Here is a 16,356-nt window from a genome sequence, read left to right on the forward strand (position 1 = left end):
GCCACCGCCCGGCGCTAGCATTAAGGGTTATAACTGCAACGTATCTCAAGGATTTGTCACGACTATGGCCCGATTGATTCGCTTGTTACCGCTGGCGGCACTGGTACTTACCGCCTGCTCGATTACCCCGCCCAAGGGCCCCGGCAAAAGTCCTGACTCCCCGCAGTGGCGTCAGCACCAGCAAGAAGTGCGAAATTTAAGTCAGTATCAGACGCGCGGCGCGTTCGCTTATCTGTCCGATCAGCAAAAAGTCTATGCTCGCTTCTTCTGGCAGCAGACCGGCCAGGATCGCTATCGCCTGCTGCTCCTGAACCCGCTCGGCAGCACGGAACTTGAGCTGAACGCTCAGCCAGGCACCGCGCAGATCACCGATAACAAAGGCCAGCACTACACCGCGACGGACGCCGAAGAGATGATCGGCAAACTGACCGGCATGCCGATCCCGCTTAATAGCCTGCGTCAGTGGATCCTCGGCCTGCCGGGCGACGCCACGGATTACAAACTTGACGACCAGTACCGCCTGAGCGAACTGAACTACACCCAGAACGGCAAAACCTGGAAAGTGGTATACGGCGGCTACGACAGCGCGACTAAACCCTCATTGCCCGCCAACATGGAACTGACGGAAGGCAGCCAGCGTATTAAGCTCAAAATGGATAACTGGATCGTTAAATGATGACCCAATGGCCCTCTCCGGCGAAGCTGAACCTGTTTTTGTACATCACCGGGCAACGCGCTGACGGCTATCACCTGCTGCAGACGCTGTTTCAGTTTGTCGATTATGGCGACACGATCTCGATTGAGCCGCGCCATGACGGGCAGATTCTCCTGCTGACACCCGTCGAGGGCGTCGCCCATGAAGATAACCTGATCGTGCGCGCCGCGCGGCTGCTGATAAACGCGGCGGCGGCCTCCGATCGTTTGCCTGCGGGAAGCGGAGCTGAAATTAGCATCGAGAAGCGCCTGCCGATGGGCGGCGGTCTGGGTGGGGGGTCTTCCAATGCAGCGACTATACTGGTGGCACTGAACCATCTCTGGGGCTGCGGGTTAACTCCGGATGAACTGGCCGCTTTAGGATTGACGCTCGGGGCCGATGTGCCGGTGTTTGTGCGCGGTCACGCGGCGTTTGCCGAGGGCGTTGGCGAAGTCCTTACCCCGGTCAATCCGCCGGAGAAATGGTACCTGGTTGCCCATCCCGGCGTGAGCATTCCGACCCCGGTGATTTTCAAAGATCCATTGCTTCCACGGGACACTCCCGTGCGGTCAATAGAAACGTTATTAAAATGTGAATTCAGCAACGATTGCGAGGTTATCGCAAGAAAACGTTTTCGCGAGGTTGATGCGGTGCTTTCCTGGCTGTTAGAATACGCCCCGTCGCGCCTGACTGGCACAGGATCCTGTGTTTTTGCTGAATTTGACACCGAATCCGCCGCTCGTCAGGTGCTAGAGCAAGCCCCGGAATGGCTGCATGGTTTTGTGGCGCGAGGGATGAACACTTCCCCGCTACAGCAGGCCATTCTGGCGCAGACTGAGTTTCGGTGACAACGTCACCCTGTTCCAGACGTTGCATCGCGCTCTTTAATACACCGCCTGGATAGCGTTCGCCTGGCCCGCACAGTTTGTGGCGAATGTTATCCACCATTGGACGCATGCCTGAGGTTCTTCTCGTGCCTGATATGAAGCTTTTTGCTGGTAACGCCACCCCGGAACTAGCACAACGTATTGCCAACCGCCTGTACACTTCCCTCGGCGACGCCGCTGTAGGTCGCTTTAGCGACGGCGAAGTCAGCGTACAAATTAACGAAAATGTACGCGGTGGTGATATTTTCATCATCCAGTCCACCTGTGCTCCAACTAACGACAACCTGATGGAACTGGTTGTTATGGTCGATGCCCTGCGCCGTGCTTCCGCAGGCCGTATCACGGCTGTTATTCCTTACTTCGGCTATGCTCGCCAGGACCGTCGCGTCCGTTCAGCGCGTGTACCGATTACCGCTAAAGTTGTTGCTGACTTCCTGTCAAGCGTAGGCGTAGACCGCGTTCTGACCGTTGACCTGCACGCAGAGCAGATCCAGGGCTTCTTCGACGTCCCGGTTGATAACGTATTCGGCAGCCCAATCCTGCTCGAAGACATGCTGCAGCTAAACCTGGACAACCCAATCGTGGTTTCTCCGGACATCGGCGGCGTGGTTCGTGCTCGTGCGATTGCCAAACTGCTGAACGATACCGACATGGCTATCATCGACAAACGCCGTCCGCGCGCTAACGTTTCTCAGGTGATGCACATCATCGGTGACGTCGCTGGCCGTGACTGCGTGCTGGTTGATGACATGATCGACACCGGCGGCACGCTGTGCAAAGCCGCTGAAGCGCTGAAAGAACGTGGTGCTAAGCGTGTATTTGCTTACGCAACTCACCCGATTTTCTCTGGCAATGCTGTCAACAACCTGCGTAACTCCGTCATCGACGAAGTCGTGGTGTGCGATACCATTCCATTGAGCGATGAGATCAAAGCGCTGCCAAACGTCCGTACGCTGACCCTGTCAGGCATGCTGGCCGAAGCGATTCGTCGTATCAGCAACGAAGAATCCATCTCTGCGATGTTCGAACACTAATCGAACACGGCCCAAAAACCCGCTGCGGCGGGTTTTTTTGTCTTTATTCTTTATTTGTATGATTAATACCTCCTTCACCTGCCATTCACATGACAGATGATGTGCTCACGGATAACGAGAATTGTGAAAAATTTAACCTCCTCACATGTTCTGCCCTTTCGCGCCCTCATCGACGCCTGCTGGAAAGAAAAATACACCTCGTCACGTTTTCTGCGTGATGTTATCGCCGGGATCACCGTCGGGATTATTGCCATTCCACTGGCGATGGCGCTGGCGATTGGCAGCGGTGTGGCACCACAGTACGGGCTTTATACCTCGGCAGTCGCCGGGATTGTCATCGCCCTGACCGGCGGGTCGCGCTTTAGCGTCTCCGGCCCGACCGCAGCCTTTGTGGTGATCCTCTACCCGGTTTCCCAGCAGTTTGGCCTGGCGGGTTTGCTGGTCGCGACGCTCATGTCCGGGGTATTTTTGATCCTGTTCGGTCTGGCGCGCTTTGGTCGGTTGATCGAGTACATTCCGCTCTCCGTGACGCTCGGCTTTACCTCTGGGATCGGCATTACCATCGGGACCATGCAGATCAAGGATTTTCTCGGTTTGCAGCTCGCGCACGTTCCTGAACACTATCTGCAAAAGGTCGGCGCGCTGTTTATGGCCCTGCCGACGGCTAATCCTGGCGACGCGGCGATCGGTGTCGTGACGCTCGGCACTTTAATTCTCTGGCCACGGCTGGGCATCCGCCTGCCGGGGCATCTTCCTGCGCTGCTGCTGGGCTGCGCGGTGATGGGCGTGGTGAATCTGCTTGGCGGTCACGTCGCCACCATCGGCTCCCAGTTCCACTATATTCTGGCGGACGGTTCGCAGGGCAACGGCATTCCGCAACTTCTGCCGCAGCTGGTACTGCCGTGGAACCTGCCCGGTTCAGACTTCACCCTGAGCTGGGACTCCCTGCGCGCCCTGCTTCCTGCCGCGTTTTCCATGGCGATGCTCGGCGCGATTGAATCGCTGCTCTGCGCCGTAGTGCTTGATGGCATGACCGGCACCAAGCACAAAGCCAACAGCGAGCTGGTCGGTCAGGGACTGGGCAATATTATCGCGCCATTCTTTGGCGGCATTACCGCCACGGCGGCTATTGCGCGTTCCGCGGCCAACGTCCGCGCCGGGGCGACATCGCCAGTGTCTGCGGTGATCCACTCCCTGCTGGTGATCCTCGCCCTGCTGGCCCTCGCTCAGCTGCTCTCGTGGCTGCCGCTCTCGGCGATGGCCGCCCTGCTGCTGATGGTGGCGTGGAACATGAGTGAGGCGCACAAAGTGGTGCACCTCCTGCGCCGCGCGCCAAAAGACGACATCATCGTGATGCTGATCTGTATGTCGCTGACGGTGCTGTTTGACATGGTGATCGCTATCAGCGTCGGGATTGTGCTGGCGTCGCTGCTGTTTATGCGCCGCATCGCGCAGATGACACGCCTCGCGCCTGTGAATGTTGAGGTCCCGGACGACGTGCTGGTTTTACGCGTCATCGGCCCGCTGTTCTTCGCGGCGGCAGAAGGTTTGTTCAGCGATCTGGAATCGCGAATCGCCGGAAAACGGATTGTGGTGCTGAAATGGGATGCAGTGCCGGTGCTGGACGCAGGCGGTCTGGATGCCTTCCAGCGCTTTGTGAACCGTCTGCCGGAAGGCTGCGAGCTGCGGGTGAGTAATCTGGAGTTCCAGCCTTTGCGCACCATGGCCCGCGCAGGCGTACAGCCGATTCCAGGCCGCCTGGCGTTCTACCCGAATCGCGAAGCGGCGTTAGCGGATCTCTGATACAACAACGGCTCCCGAGGAAGTAATGCTGGTCAGTTAAGCAGCTGAGGTTGTTCCGTTCACCTCATGTTCAGCAGAATATAATCGCGTCACAACCTGTGAACGTGCAAAGGGGGCTGCGCGGCCCCCTTTGCAATCCCCGCGCCCCGCAAAGAAATCGGTGCTTCGCACTGCGCTCACCTCCCGGCCCGCTGCCTGCGGTCGGCTCGACTCGACTTCCTGTCTCGTTTCGCCTCTGGCCGCCATCCCTGGCGTCCAGCCCTTGTCATCAGGCCTCCGGTTCGCCGATTTCTGCGGGGACCCACACCGGTGCCACATGCAGACAGCTGTGAAGGTTGAGGGAGCGGGAGTCCGGCTGAAAATCGCTGAGGCGTTGACTGGAGGCAGGGGCGACGCACAGGGATGTGCGTCGAGGGCGCGACTTACAGGGATGTTACCTGCGCCCGTCCCCGTCAGCCGGAAGGAATAAGACGAAGGCACCGCGAAGCGGCGATTTTCCTGGCCGGGAGCCGGGGTTGCCAGGGTGGTGGCGATTGAGCCACCCTGGCACGTTCACCGCAGAGAGATGGACCGGAAGCAGAGGAACAAAAGTGAACGGAACAATTCCACTGAAGCCATAAAGGTCCTGGGGCAAGCAAAATAATGAATTTAAATTCATTATTTTGCTTAACTGACTGGCATTACTCCCGAGGGAGCCGTTGTTACATTCGTTATGTGAATTTAGTAGGCCGGGTAAGGCGAAGCCGCCACCCGGCAATAAACACCGAGTTAGCTATGTTTATGCTGATCGCGACGGCAGCGCTTATCGTAATGACGCACCCACCAGTATCGGTCGCTGACCTGCTCATGACCACTCACGCGAGCCCCCGCCAGCCACAGTACCGCACCTAAAAAGATGCTCAGAACCGCGCCGTGCGCGAAGTATTGTGGGAGGTCAAGCTGCGGCAACTGGTTTAAAATAGAGTAACCCACACCTGCTACCATCACGAACAGGCCCAATCCCATTAGCACGTTACCGAGTCGTGAAGCGTTTCTGCGTTTCATATGCCACCTCCGGAACCTGGGTTGCAGGGAAAATGTCCCTAATCCTTGTGTGTAAAGTATAGACAACGGGTCTTTTATGAGTTGCGTGAATGATCACAATAATGAGCACGATTGCCACAAAAGTTTACAAATAAGCGACTGAACCGCTTGAAATTCTAATGGTTCAACTACGTCATTATTCAAATCCCCCTCTTCCTGACGCAGAATTTTGTCAAGCGGCGCGGCAACCAGTAAACTACGCCGCAAATCTGGAACCTTTAGGAATTGAAACGTGACGATTAAACTGATTGTCGGCCTTGCCAACCCAGGCGCTGAATATGCGGCCACCCGCCATAACGCCGGAGCCTGGTATGTTGATCTGCTGGCCGAGCGGTTACGTGCCCCCCTGCGTGAAGAACCCAAGTTCTATGGCTATACCTCGCGTATCAACCTGGCGGGAGCGGATGTGCGTCTCCTTGTTCCAACAACCTTCATGAACCTGAGCGGCAAAGCCGTGGCGGCGATGGCGACGTTTTATCGCATCAATCCGGACGAAATTCTGGTCGCGCACGATGAGCTGGATTTACCCCCGGGCGTTGCCAAATTCAAACTCGGCGGCGGTCACGGCGGCCATAATGGTCTGAAAGACATTATCAGCAAGCTTGGCAATAACCCGAACTTTCACCGTTTACGCGTGGGAATCGGCCATCCGGGCGATAAAAACAAAGTTGTCGGCTTTGTGCTGGGCAAACCACCCGCTTCCGAGCAGAAGCTCATCGATGACGCCGTAGACGAAGCGGCGCGCTGTACCGAGGTCTGGCTGAAAGAGGGTCTGACCAAAGCGACGAACCGTTTACACGCCTTTAAAGCGCAGTAGTCTGCGCGATACGCCATTTTTACCGCGCGTGACGGCGGTTACGTGTATAATAGGCAAAGTTATTTACTTTTCTTCAATCGGTTAATGCTAACGGGTTGAATATCAAGATATTAAGGTGATTTAAAGATGGGATTTAAATGCGGTATCGTGGGCCTGCCAAACGTGGGCAAATCCACCCTGTTTAACGCGCTCACCAAAGCGGGTATCGAAGCAGCAAACTTCCCGTTCTGTACGATTGAGCCGAACACCGGCGTCGTGCCGATGCCTGACCCGCGTCTGGATCAGCTCGCCGAAATCGTTAAACCTCAGCGCATTCTGCCAACGACCATGGAATTCGTGGACATCGCGGGCCTGGTAAAAGGCGCATCCAAAGGTGAAGGCCTGGGCAACCAGTTCCTGACCAACATCCGTGAAACCGAAGCTATCGGCCACGTGGTGCGTTGTTTTGAAAACGACAACATCATTCACGTGAACAACAAAGTCGATCCGGCTGACGATATCGACGTTATCAACACCGAGCTGGCTCTGTCTGACCTCGACACCTGCGAACGCGCCATCCACCGCGTGCAGAAGCGTGCCAAAGGCGGCGACAAAGACGCGAAAGCGGAACTGGCGGCCCTGGAAAAATGTCTGCCACAGCTGGAAAACGCCGGTATGCTGCGCGCGCTGGATCTGACCGAAGAAGATAAAGCGGCGATCAAATACCTGAGCTTCCTGACCCTGAAGCCAACCATGTACATCGCGAACGTCAACGAAGACGGTTTTGAGAACAACCCGTACCTCGACAAAGTGCGCGAAATCGCCGCTGGCGAAGGTTCTGTGGTTGTTGCTGTCTGTGCTGCCGTTGAGTCTGACATTGCCGAACTCGACGATGCCGACCGCGAAGAGTTCATGGCTGAGCTGGGCCTGGAAGAGCCAGGTCTGAACCGCGTGATCCGCGCAGGCTACGAGCTGCTGAACCTGCAAACTTACTTCACCGCTGGCGTGAAAGAAGTGCGCGCGTGGACTATCCCTGTTGGCGCAACCGCTCCGCAGGCCGCCGGTAAAATCCACACCGATTTCGAAAAAGGCTTCATCCGTGCGCAGACTATCGCGTTCGAAGACTTCATCACCTACAAGGGTGAACAAGGCGCGAAAGAAGCCGGTAAGATGCGTGCGGAAGGCAAAGACTACATCGTCAAAGATGGCGACGTGATGAACTTCCTGTTCAACGTCTAAATAGCTTCTTGCTACAGGGGGTTAATGCCCCCTGAAAACTAAAAATCCACGCCGGGGCGTGGATTTTTTTATCGCTTCGTGACTCACTGGCGCACGATATTCTGGTACAAATCAATGCGGTTTCCGACCTGCATTTTGTTCATCAGACGCAAACGGCTGGCATAGACTGACTTGATATCCACGCCCAGACGCTCGCCGATTTCGCGCGTATCCAGCCCTTCCTGAAGACAAGAAAGCACATAGCCCTCATTTTTGGACAGTTTCACTTTCAGGCGATAGTTTAAGTGCGAATGGTTCGTCGAAAGACATAACAGCACCTCGTTGATATCGCTTTTACGGTCGATAAACACCACATTATCCAGATGACACAACGCGTAATAATCAAAGTCGCTGCAGATAAAAGCAAAAATCTTTTTATTATGTGCGGCGCATTGCTCGACTCGCGTGCGGCCCGTTGATTTAACATCAACAATAAGACAAGCACCGTTTAGCAATTTCGACGGCCTTAAGGTTTTTAATGCGAGAGTGAAAAAACAATCATTTGAAATGATAACCTGCGACAAACTCATCATAGCGCCCTCACCCACAGTAGGATGCTATTTTTGCATAACTATAACTCCCCTAATATCAGCGAAAGAGGATTATTATGTCGGTGCTTTCTTACACGCGTAGCCCGCATCTGAAATTCACGGCAACTCACACAGTGTTTATTTAATATTAAGACGAAATCGCTTATAACGCTTATCCAAATATAAATTGAGTTACCCATGCTTCTTCGCAATCGACTATCCCTGATGTTTATGGCCTTTGCCAGCATGACGTCTTCCGGCAGCGTTTTACCGATGATGCTGCGCAAGGCGTTAGCCAGAAACGAGCTCACCCCTTATGTCCAGCCGATCTACAACGCACAGAGTGGCAAGCTAGTCGGCGGCGAAGTGCTGATGCGATGGCATCATCCCCACCTGGGGAATATCTCACCTGAGCGTTTTATTCCTTTAGCTGAACAACATGGTCTGATTACGCGTATTACCCAGTACGCTTTTCAGCGCGTGGCAGAAGAAATTATTGCGAATAATAGTATTAACTTTCACGACATGACGCTGTTTTTTAACGTTTCCGCCGCGGACTTTAAGAATAATGAGATCCTGAGAGAGTGCCATAAGTTTATACAGAAAACCCAACGCACTGATTTACATATAGGGCTGGAAATTACAGAACGGGAACCTGTCCATAATACCTCTATGGCTCGGGGTATCTGTGAGCAACTTGAAGCCCTCGGCGTGACGATTTCGATAGATGATTTTGGCACCGGGCATTCAAATTATCATTATCTGATGCAGTTCCGTCCACGCTATATCAAGATCGATAAACTCTTTACCGCTGATATCGATTGCGATGAGACAAAAGAGATTATCGTGCGCAATATTATCGCCCTCGCGCACGATATGCACTGCATGACCATTGCGGAAGGTGTGGAAACGGCGGCACAGAAGGAAAAACTGATTGCAATGGGTGTCACCCATCTCCAGGGATATTACTTTTCGAAGCCGGTTGCGATGGCGACCTTTTTCACCCTCGCTGCACAGTCCCCACAATGAAAAAGGCGTCCCCTCGCGGGAAACGCCTCTGTTCCTGAATTTAGAGCGATCGGTCACCAGTTCAAATCAATCACCACTGCCGCTGTCGCCAGCCCTGGATCTGCGCTGGCTCGCGGACACAGTACCCACACCAGCGGGTCCGACCAGGACGTTTCCGTGGTAATGGTGCGCAAAGGGGTTTTCGAACCGTCCATCGCCACCGATGAACTCTTATCCGTACAACCGGCATCCGCTGTCGCCGTGGTGCCGCGGAAGCCGCGCACATCGCCGTTAATTGCGCCGTTAGCCGACATCAGCGGCACGCTGGTTTTGTCTCCCGCCTGAGATTTTGGCGTCACAGACCACGAGACCGGGAGTGAGGTTCCCGTCGGGTTGACGCAGGAAACATCTAACTGCGAGCTCACGGGAATGCCGCCTGGTTTTCCGACATCCGACGGGGTGACGTCCCCGAAGGAGATGGAGGAAGGCGTACTCACGTTGCAGCTCACGCCGGTCCAGGTGAGCGAAAAGGTGCGCTGCTCAAAGGTTGAGGTCGTGGCATTCCAGCGGTACCCGCGCGATGCCTGGGCGTAAACGGTTTTGGTCGACATTTTCGCCGCGCCCGGTTTTACGTACACCCCATACCCAATCGCCGCCTGGGTGCCGCCGCCGGTGTTCATTTCCACGACGCCGGTTGAGACCGTATAGGTGGTGCCCACGCCCAGACAATCGGTGCGGGTGCTCAAATTTCCGCTCCCGGTGCCAAATTTATCCCATGACGCCGAGGAGGTAGTGTTCAGGCCAGGGTTACTGTTCGGTGTAAAGGTCCCGCCGTTGGTGCTCGGGTTCATCGACCCCGGCGTGACCACCATCGGGCCTGACATCGTACCGAACGGGATCACCAGGATCCCGGCAGCAATTTCGTAGCCCCGGTAGCCGTCGTACGTCGCCATCGGATACATGTTGATGCACTCGCCGGTGGAGAGCGGTGCCGCAGAAACCAGAATCGTGCCGACCTGCCCGTAGCCCAGGAACGGCACCAGGTTGGTCGAATAATACCAGCCGGGCTTGTTGCCGGGCACGATGCCCCCGGTGGTCCATTGCAGGGTGGTATTCATCACGTCACTTATTACCTGATAGCCGGAGCGAAGCTCCAGCGCGGAACAGTTCGCCGCAGTGAGCAGCGCTGCTGCGCCCAAAAGGGTTTTTGCCCGGCGTTTCCACGGGCTTTTCGAACGGAGATGGGTCATTTTTTTACTCCTTGTGCGCCACGACTGCACGGTGGCGCATGTCATGTTAGTTAGCGGCAGTCGCCGTTCATCTGAATCACCGGCATCTGCGCGGTCGGCGCAAGGCCTTGCAGGTTGTAGCTCACGCGGCACTGCTTATCGCGGCCTTTGCCCCACGTCACCGCCAGCTCACCTTTTTGCGGTAAACCGGTCAGGTAGATCTGTCCGTTATCGCCCACAATCCCGGTGTTCTCCTCCCCGGCGGCGCTTTGCGCCAGCACAGCGGTGGCGCCAAACGGCACCACGCCCGCCCCGCCGTCTCGCATCAGCGTCATCAGCACCTGATAGCCAATGCGGGTGGCGAATTCGGCTTTCACCACCGCCCCGTTGGTCGGATAAACCGTCTGCTGGTTCTGCGGCAAATCGACGTTATCCGGCAGCGTGCTCGGGTCGAGGCCGATGCTGTTGCGGCTGTAGTCCGAGAGATACGGCACCACGGCGTAGCCGCGCGAGTCCGTTTTTCCGCCATTGTTTGACAGGCTGACACCTTCCGCGCCCGGGGCGCTGATCAGCGCGACCGAGCTGCCCAGAGGTCGTGACAACGTCACACCCTGCGAGTGGACCACCGCGCCGCCGCTCATATTGACGTTCATCGATCGCATGTCAGACGAATAGCCGTACCCGGCGGAAATGTTGCCCTTGCTGCCCTGGTAGCCCAGATTGAGGTTGCTGTTGCTGACCTGATCCTGGTTACCCCAGCCCTGCATCACACTGTAGGAGAACGCGCCGTCGGCGTTGCTCCCGGCGATCCCGGCCTGATTCTGCGTCCGGCCCTGGTTATCGTGCGTGAACTGGCTGCTGGCCCAGGTGTTTTGCAGCGCAGGCGAGTAGGTAAACAGGCTGAACGGAACCGTCATGTTGAACGACAGCTGACGGTTTTCCGGCCAGTCGCCGTTGCCTTTCATGCGGTCAACGGTGTAATACAGCCCGTAGCTGACGCCGCGATAGCTGCCGTTATACCCTGCCGCCAGGCTGGTGAGGGTTTTCGTCGAGCCGTAGTAATCGTCGCGGTTCGCCCGCAGGCTGACCGAACCCCAGTCGCCGAGTTGCTGCGTCACCTGGGTCTGGAAGCTGCTGCGACGGCGGCTCAGGAGCCACGGCGATACGTCCTCCCGCTGCGCATACCCGACGCTGTTGTACTCCGCGAAGCTGTAGTAGTTGCGGGTGGAATAACGCAGCGCCGTCAGGTCCACCGAGGTGCCGGTGGAGAGCATGCTTTTTGAATAGCGCACGCGCCACGAGGCCCCGCCCTGACGATCCTTGTCGTCAAACTGGGTGCTCGAAAAGGTGCCGTCAGCCGACATCGCCCCCCAGTCACCGAGCGACACCCCGCTCCCCATGCTCAGCGCACTGTACTTCTGCGACGTCAGCAGGCCACCGTAGAGGGTGAGATTTTTCGGCAAACCGTAGATCAGCGTGGCGAGCACAAAGTCGGACTCGCGCGATCCCTGCGTCGTGCCGCCGTCATACCGTCCGGCGGTGAGTTCATATTTCACCGCCCCCGGGCGCAACATCACCGGCAGCGACGAATAGGGCACCACGAAGGTATGGACGCTGCCGTCCGCTTCGGTGACCGCCACATCCAGGTCGCCGGACATCCCCGCCTGATACAGATCTTTGATTTCAAACGGACCGGGCGCGACGTACGTCTCGTACACCACGTACCCGTTCTGGCGCACGGTCACGCGCGCGTTGCTGTTCGCCACACCGTTAATCTGCGGCGCAAAGCCCCGCAGACGCGCGGGCATCATCTGCTCGGCGGAACGCAGCTGCACCCCGCGAAACGGCACGCCATCCAGCACGTCGCCGCCGGTGCTGGCTTCGCCCATCAGCAGGCGCGAGCGCCAGTCGCGCACATCCCGCGCCAGATAAGTACTGGAAAAACGGGTGCTGTGGCTGCTGTTGCCGTCGTCAGCGTTCGTTTGGCTGTGCGTGAGCGTGCTGCGCAGCCGCCATGCGCCGACGTTCGCGCCGGTCTGTACGTTAGCAAAGACGTTGTTGGTCGCGCGCGAATCGCCGTTCGCCGTCTGCTCGTTGCGCCCGGCGCTGAGGTTGTAGTTGAACAGCATCGCCGGGATCCCGTCGTCCCACAGGGCCGGGTCGCTCTGGCTGTCCCTGCCCGGCTGCATCGCCACCTGCGGGATGCTGACATCCAGGCGCAGGCGCGAGAGATCAAATTTCACCGTAGATTGCGGGATCAGCGCACTCAGGTCGGCCACCGGCTGGTCTTTGGGGAGATCTTTCAGAGCAGGCAACTGGTCGACGTTGACGCCCAGGGTTTTCAGCAACGCCGGCGTCAGCTGCGGCACGACATTCCCCTGCGCATTTTTTTTAAATTGCAGTTCGCGGGATTCGGCTTCGCGCTGGTTGACGAAAATCGTGACCAGATAATCGCCTTCCGCCACGCCGCCCGCGTGCGAAAACGCCGAGAGATCGACGTCGGAGGTGCCGGTTCCCAGCGAAAGCAGCTCGGGGTCAAAGTAATCTTCTGCCCACGCGCTCTGGCAGCTCATCAGCACGAACAGCGCCAGTGAATGGCGCGGAAAAGTGTGCGTGCCGTTTATCCTGAAACAGGAGGTTAATGTCTTACTCAAAATCGTTCCCTGCTGTGTTATGAATTATTCTCTGCCTGGCGCTGCACTGGGGTTTGCTGGCTGTCTTCGTCCAGCACCTGCCACGTCACTTCTCCGCGCATGCCCGCTGATACGGGATAACGCTGCTGCCCTTTCGGCGGTACCAGCCTGCGTAACGCTTCGGCCTCCAGCGGTTTCCCACCCACCGTCACCTGGCTGAAGTTGATGTAAAACGGCGTCGGGTTATCGACCACCAGCGCATCGTTTTGCAGGCTGAAGCGCAGCTGTTTCGCGGCACCTTTCACCCCCTCGTCGGGCAATCCCGCAGGCCGGTAAAACATCTTCATGTTGTTGACCACCGCGAGCACCAGCTGGCCGCCGGTCTGGCTGGCTTTGTCCGGCATCGCGGGGATGCCTTTCACCGAAAGATAAAAGACCGATTCCCTGTCCTGCGGCAGCGTCATGCCCGTCAGTCGAATACGCAGCGTGAGCTGCTCGCCGGGGTCAAGGCGCTTGAGCGGGGGCGTGACCATCAGCGGGATGGCGTCGCCAGGCCCTTTGCTGTCACTTTCTGCAGCCGGTAGTCCGGTGGTGAAATCCATAGGGCGGATCCACGACTGCATCAGATACGCGCGCCCGGTGTTATTGGTCATCGACCAGGTGATGCCCTTCTTTTCCGCCGCGGGATAGACAATCCGAAACTGGTTGAGGGAAAACCCGGACGCGGTCTCCGGGGAGGCAAAACAGGGCAGCGCGCCCGTCAGCGCGGCTAGCAGCAAAATGCGTTTCATGTTGCCCCTCCACTTTTCACAGCGGCGTTGAACAGCGGGCTGTTGCCGCCATAGTCATTAATCAGCGTCCATTGCGCCCGGCGGACGTGGCCCGCCGCAGGCAGGCTGATATGTGAAAATGGCGCGATCATGATCCCGCGGCTCACGTCCACGTCGGCCTCATCAAAGGCCAGGCGCGAGAACGTCAGGTAATAGGGTGTCGGGTTGCTCACCTGCACGGTTGCCCCCTTATGCTGAAAACCTACCCGCCCCGCCGCCTCTTCCTGCGCTATCGCCAGCCCCACCGGGCGGTAAAACAGCTTGATGGTGTTCTGAATGCCCACGGAAACCCGCGCCGCCAGCGCAGCGTCGTCGCTCGCTTTGGGCTGGCTCATCGACGGCACGGCAATCGCGGTGAAATAAAAGACCGACTCACGATCGTCCGGCAGCGCGGCATCGCCTTTGCGCAAAATTCGCACCACGTTTTTGCTGTGCCCTTCCAGGCGGAACAGCGGCGGCGTGGTGAGAAATGGCGCGGGGTCATGTCCGTTCGGGCTGGCGACGACCGCCGACTGCACCAGATACGGCAGGGTTCCGTGGTTTTGCAGGCTCACCGTCTGGGCGTTATCCGTGGACTGAAAAATGACGCGCGTCCGGCTGATGCTGATCCCGCCGTTTTCTGCAGTTGCGCCCTGAACCAGCGCCACCAGCAGTGCGGACACCAGCAGCATCCGGCGCACAATCAAAGAAACAAGATTCATGGAGAGCTCCTTACTGATACGCGAAATCAAAGGTAATGCTGGCGTTCAGCAGCCCGGATTTTGTAGCGGCATCGGTACACTGATTCCCGCAGGAGAGCGCCACTTTGAGCGGAATGGTGCGGGTGCCGCCGTTAAAACTCGCGGCGTCTGCGGGGGCAGGAATGAACGTATTGTTCGCCACCACCAAGCCCGCCGCCGTCACCAGACGCACGCCGTAATTCACCGCCTGAGAGGTGGCCTGGCGGAACAGGAAATCACCGGAGGCGGAATTGCCCGCGCCGGTCACGGTGATGCCGGGACGCTGGACCGCACCGATAAACCCGGCGCATTGCGTCAGGGTGATCTCAAGCGCAAGCGGATCGGCCAGACTGAGGCCCTGGCGAATGTCAGAGGAGAGCACGGCACCAAAATCGAGCGTCGCCGGGGCGGAAACCTGGCAGGTCGGGGCCTGAAAGGTGGCGCTGAACTGCACATCCGCCGCCGTCGCGCTGGCCGCCATCCCCATCAGCCACAGGCAAAGGGATCTCCTCAGGGCAATGAAATGCCCTGATAAAATGTTCAAATTTTTCATCGAGTTTGTCGGTTGAAAGCGTTAAGGAAAAATAAAGGCAAAGGTAATGCGGGCGTTGACGTTACCCTGCGTCAGCATCGGATCGCCCGCGCTGCGCACCAGGCCGACGGAAAAAGGCTGCACGGAGCTGCCCTGATCCTGAGCGATCGCCACGATGTCGCCGGGCGCGACGGTATCCGCCGCGTTATAGAAATCATTCAGGCTGGTGAGCGTCCCTTTTTTCAGCATAAAACCGGCGTATTTCGCCGTTGAGCTGGCGGCGCGGAACAGGCGCGTGTCCGTCAGCCCGCTCGATTCTCCGGTCACGCTCAGGGACGGCGATTTACCCTGCATTTCTACGCAGTTCAGGTTCACGCCCAGGGGCAGAATTTGCGCCGTGCCGGTGGCAAACTGGGTCACATCTTTCTGATCAAAGGTGATGCTGGTGTTATCGAGGGAGACCTGACAGCTGCCGTCGACGATATTGGCCTTAATCTCGGTGGTGGCCGCACTGGCCGCCGCGCCTGATAACATCAGCGCCATTCCGGCAAAAAGCGGTTTAATGAACGGCGCCACGGAACGCCTCCACGCCACCAAAATCGTTAATCGCAGCCCACTCAGCCTTCCCCTGCCCGACGCTGACCGGATAGGTATTTGCCGCAAACGGGGCCACCATGCTGGTGCCTTTGATGACGTCGAGTTTGATTTTTTTGCCGTCAATCATCAGCTTGTTCAGGGAGATGTAGTAAGGCGTCGGGTTCGTCACCTTGACGCCCTGGCCGGTGCGAGAAAACTGTAGTTTCCCCATCGCCTCTTTCTGCGTCAGCGGCAAATTATCCGGACGATAGAAGAGCTTCACCGTATTGCCGGTCGCTACCTGCAGGGTTCCGCCGACGGTATTCTCATTATTCCCCTGTCCGGCTTTCCCGGTCGGAATAGACATAATATTCAGATAAAAAACAGACTCCCGATCGCGCGGCAGTGAATTTGATTTTTTCACTATACGAATTTTATTACTGGCATCGGATTCAATACGAAATAATGCCGGGACAGGCATAAATACGTTGTCCGATGATTTCGCTGAAAGGCTTTCTGAAATACCGACATTAATAAGGTAAGGTTGAGTATGTGACCGGTTATTAATGTCAACACTTTGACTGCTTTCGCTACTGGAAAATATCACGCGCGAAGTACCAATGCTGATACTGGCGAATGCCGGTTGAAGGAATAAAAGGCTCAGGCTTAAAATAACGCCGGCCTGGTGATAACGCTTCATCATAAATTCTGCCCGTTCAATGAA

16 protein-coding genes are annotated in these 16,356 nt (G+C 57.1%); 7 read left to right on the forward strand and 9 right to left on the reverse strand.

The window, feature by feature from the left end; all coding sequences use genetic code 11:
• Positions 1 to 64: 64 nt before the first annotated feature.
• The 4 genes from lolB (at position 65) to dauA (ending at position 4,418) form a co-directional block, all read left to right on the forward strand.
• The gene (gene lolB, locus U9O48_RS12735; protein ID WP_282494524.1) at positions 65 to 676 is read left to right on the forward strand and encodes a lipoprotein insertase outer membrane protein LolB; all 612 of its coding nucleotides are present in this window, start codon (positions 65 to 67) and stop codon (positions 674 to 676) included.
• Positions 673 to 1,542 (forward strand): 4-(cytidine 5'-diphospho)-2-C-methyl-D-erythritol kinase, encoded by an 870-nt coding sequence (gene ispE, locus U9O48_RS12740; protein ID WP_324722598.1) that lies wholly within the window; start codon positions 673 to 675, stop codon positions 1,540 to 1,542. Before lolB ends, ispE begins: the two co-directional genes overlap by 4 nt.
• A 125-nt stretch (positions 1,543 to 1,667) precedes the next feature.
• The gene (prs, locus tag U9O48_RS12745) at positions 1,668 to 2,615 is read left to right on the forward strand and encodes a ribose-phosphate diphosphokinase (RefSeq protein WP_003856663.1); all 948 of its coding nucleotides are present in this window, start codon (positions 1,668 to 1,670) and stop codon (positions 2,613 to 2,615) included.
• 123 nt (positions 2,616 to 2,738) lie between these two features.
• Positions 2,739 to 4,418, forward strand: a complete 1,680-nt coding sequence (dauA, locus tag U9O48_RS12750) for a C4-dicarboxylic acid transporter DauA (protein ID WP_324722599.1) — start codon at positions 2,739 to 2,741, stop codon at positions 4,416 to 4,418.
• A 768-nt stretch (positions 4,419 to 5,186) separates the two neighbouring features.
• Here dauA and ychH read toward each other — a convergent pair.
• Complete coding sequence (gene ychH / locus U9O48_RS12755) at positions 5,187 to 5,462, reverse strand: stress-induced protein YchH (RefSeq protein ID WP_095282282.1); 276 nt, start codon at positions 5,460 to 5,462, stop codon at positions 5,187 to 5,189.
• A 271-nt stretch (positions 5,463 to 5,733) separates the two neighbouring features.
• Here ychH and pth point away from each other — a divergent pair, with 271 nt between their 5' ends.
• Together pth and ychF are read left to right on the forward strand one after the other, a co-directional pair.
• Positions 5,734 to 6,318, forward strand: coding sequence for an aminoacyl-tRNA hydrolase (gene pth / locus U9O48_RS12760; RefSeq protein ID WP_100779905.1), 585 nt, complete (start codon positions 5,734 to 5,736; stop codon positions 6,316 to 6,318).
• Between the two features lie 126 nt (positions 6,319 to 6,444).
• A complete protein-coding gene (gene ychF, locus U9O48_RS12765) occupies positions 6,445 to 7,536 on the forward strand; it encodes a redox-regulated ATPase YchF (protein ID WP_100779904.1) in 1,092 nt (363 codons plus the stop codon).
• A gap of 83 nt (positions 7,537 to 7,619) precedes the next feature.
• Here ychF and U9O48_RS12770 read toward each other — a convergent pair whose 3' ends face one another.
• Entirely contained in the window at positions 7,620 to 8,108 is a 489-nt protein-coding gene (locus tag U9O48_RS12770; protein WP_324722600.1) for a helix-turn-helix transcriptional regulator, read from the reverse strand.
• A 195-nt stretch (positions 8,109 to 8,303) separates the two neighbouring features.
• Between U9O48_RS12770 and U9O48_RS12775 the strand changes: the two genes are divergently transcribed.
• Positions 8,304 to 9,134 carry an EAL domain-containing protein gene (locus U9O48_RS12775; protein WP_324722601.1) on the forward strand — a complete coding sequence of 277 codons (831 nt, stop codon included), beginning with the start codon at positions 8,304 to 8,306 and terminating at the stop codon, positions 9,132 to 9,134.
• A 53-nt stretch (positions 9,135 to 9,187) separates the two neighbouring features.
• Here the strand turns inward: U9O48_RS12775 and U9O48_RS12780 are convergent, their stop codons facing one another.
• The 7 genes from U9O48_RS12780 to U9O48_RS12810 are packed head-to-tail and all read right to left on the reverse strand — an operon-like array spanning position 9,188 to position 16,335.
• Positions 9,188 to 10,363: a hypothetical protein gene (locus tag U9O48_RS12780; RefSeq protein ID WP_324722602.1), complete on the reverse strand. Its 1,176-nt coding sequence runs from the start codon at positions 10,361 to 10,363 to the stop codon at positions 9,188 to 9,190.
• 50 nt (positions 10,364 to 10,413) lie between these two features.
• Complete coding sequence (locus U9O48_RS12785; RefSeq protein WP_324722603.1) at positions 10,414 to 12,996, reverse strand: fimbria/pilus outer membrane usher protein; 2,583 nt, start codon at positions 12,994 to 12,996, stop codon at positions 10,414 to 10,416.
• 17 nt (positions 12,997 to 13,013) lie between these two features.
• Entirely contained in the window at positions 13,014 to 13,766 is a 753-nt protein-coding gene (locus U9O48_RS12790) for a molecular chaperone (protein ID WP_324722604.1), read from the reverse strand.
• Entirely contained in the window at positions 13,763 to 14,506 is a 744-nt protein-coding gene (locus U9O48_RS12795; RefSeq protein ID WP_324722605.1) for a molecular chaperone, read from the reverse strand. The genes U9O48_RS12790 and U9O48_RS12795 overlap by 4 nt, the downstream gene beginning before the upstream one ends.
• Before the next feature lie 10 nt (positions 14,507 to 14,516).
• Positions 14,517 to 15,077: a fimbrial protein gene (locus U9O48_RS12800; RefSeq protein WP_324722606.1), complete on the reverse strand. Its 561-nt coding sequence runs from the start codon at positions 15,075 to 15,077 to the stop codon at positions 14,517 to 14,519.
• A 21-nt stretch (positions 15,078 to 15,098) separates the two neighbouring features.
• Complete coding sequence (locus U9O48_RS12805) at positions 15,099 to 15,632, reverse strand: hypothetical protein (RefSeq protein WP_324722607.1); 534 nt, start codon at positions 15,630 to 15,632, stop codon at positions 15,099 to 15,101.
• A complete protein-coding gene (locus U9O48_RS12810) occupies positions 15,616 to 16,335 on the reverse strand; it encodes a molecular chaperone (RefSeq protein WP_324722608.1) in 720 nt (239 codons plus the stop codon). The genes U9O48_RS12805 and U9O48_RS12810 overlap by 17 nt, the downstream gene beginning before the upstream one ends.
• Positions 16,336 to 16,356 lie beyond the last annotated feature (21 nt).

Origin of the sequence: Lelliottia sp. JS-SCA-14 (genome assembly GCF_035593345.1) — a bacterium.
GTDB lineage: Bacteria > Pseudomonadota > Gammaproteobacteria > Enterobacterales > Enterobacteriaceae > Enterobacter > Enterobacter wanjuensis.

What these genes read in the sequence shown, in the direction of transcription:
- lolB (WP_282494524.1), top strand. Translation starts at nt 65, where the DNA reads ATGGCCCGATTGATTCGCTTGTTACCGCTGGCGGCACTGGTACTTACC.
- ispE (WP_324722598.1), top strand. Translation starts at nt 673, where the DNA reads ATGATGACCCAATGGCCCTCTCCGGCGAAGCTGAACCTGTTTTTGTAC.
- ychH (WP_095282282.1), bottom strand. Translation starts at nt 5,462, where the DNA reads ATGAAACGCAGAAACGCTTCACGACTCGGTAACGTGCTAATGGGATTG.
- ychF (WP_100779904.1), top strand. Translation starts at nt 6,445, where the DNA reads ATGGGATTTAAATGCGGTATCGTGGGCCTGCCAAACGTGGGCAAATCC.
- U9O48_RS12770 (WP_324722600.1), bottom strand. Translation starts at nt 8,108, where the DNA reads ATGATGAGTTTGTCGCAGGTTATCATTTCAAATGATTGTTTTTTCACT.
- U9O48_RS12775 (WP_324722601.1), top strand. Translation starts at nt 8,304, where the DNA reads ATGCTTCTTCGCAATCGACTATCCCTGATGTTTATGGCCTTTGCCAGC.
- U9O48_RS12780 (WP_324722602.1), bottom strand. Translation starts at nt 10,363, where the DNA reads ATGACCCATCTCCGTTCGAAAAGCCCGTGGAAACGCCGGGCAAAAACC.
- U9O48_RS12790 (WP_324722604.1), bottom strand. Translation starts at nt 13,766, where the DNA reads ATGAAACGCATTTTGCTGCTAGCCGCGCTGACGGGCGCGCTGCCCTGT.
- U9O48_RS12795 (WP_324722605.1), bottom strand. Translation starts at nt 14,506, where the DNA reads ATGAATCTTGTTTCTTTGATTGTGCGCCGGATGCTGCTGGTGTCCGCA.
- U9O48_RS12800 (WP_324722606.1), bottom strand. Translation starts at nt 15,077, where the DNA reads ATGAAAAATTTGAACATTTTATCAGGGCATTTCATTGCCCTGAGGAGA.
- U9O48_RS12810 (WP_324722608.1), bottom strand. Translation starts at nt 16,335, where the DNA reads ATGATGAAGCGTTATCACCAGGCCGGCGTTATTTTAAGCCTGAGCCTT.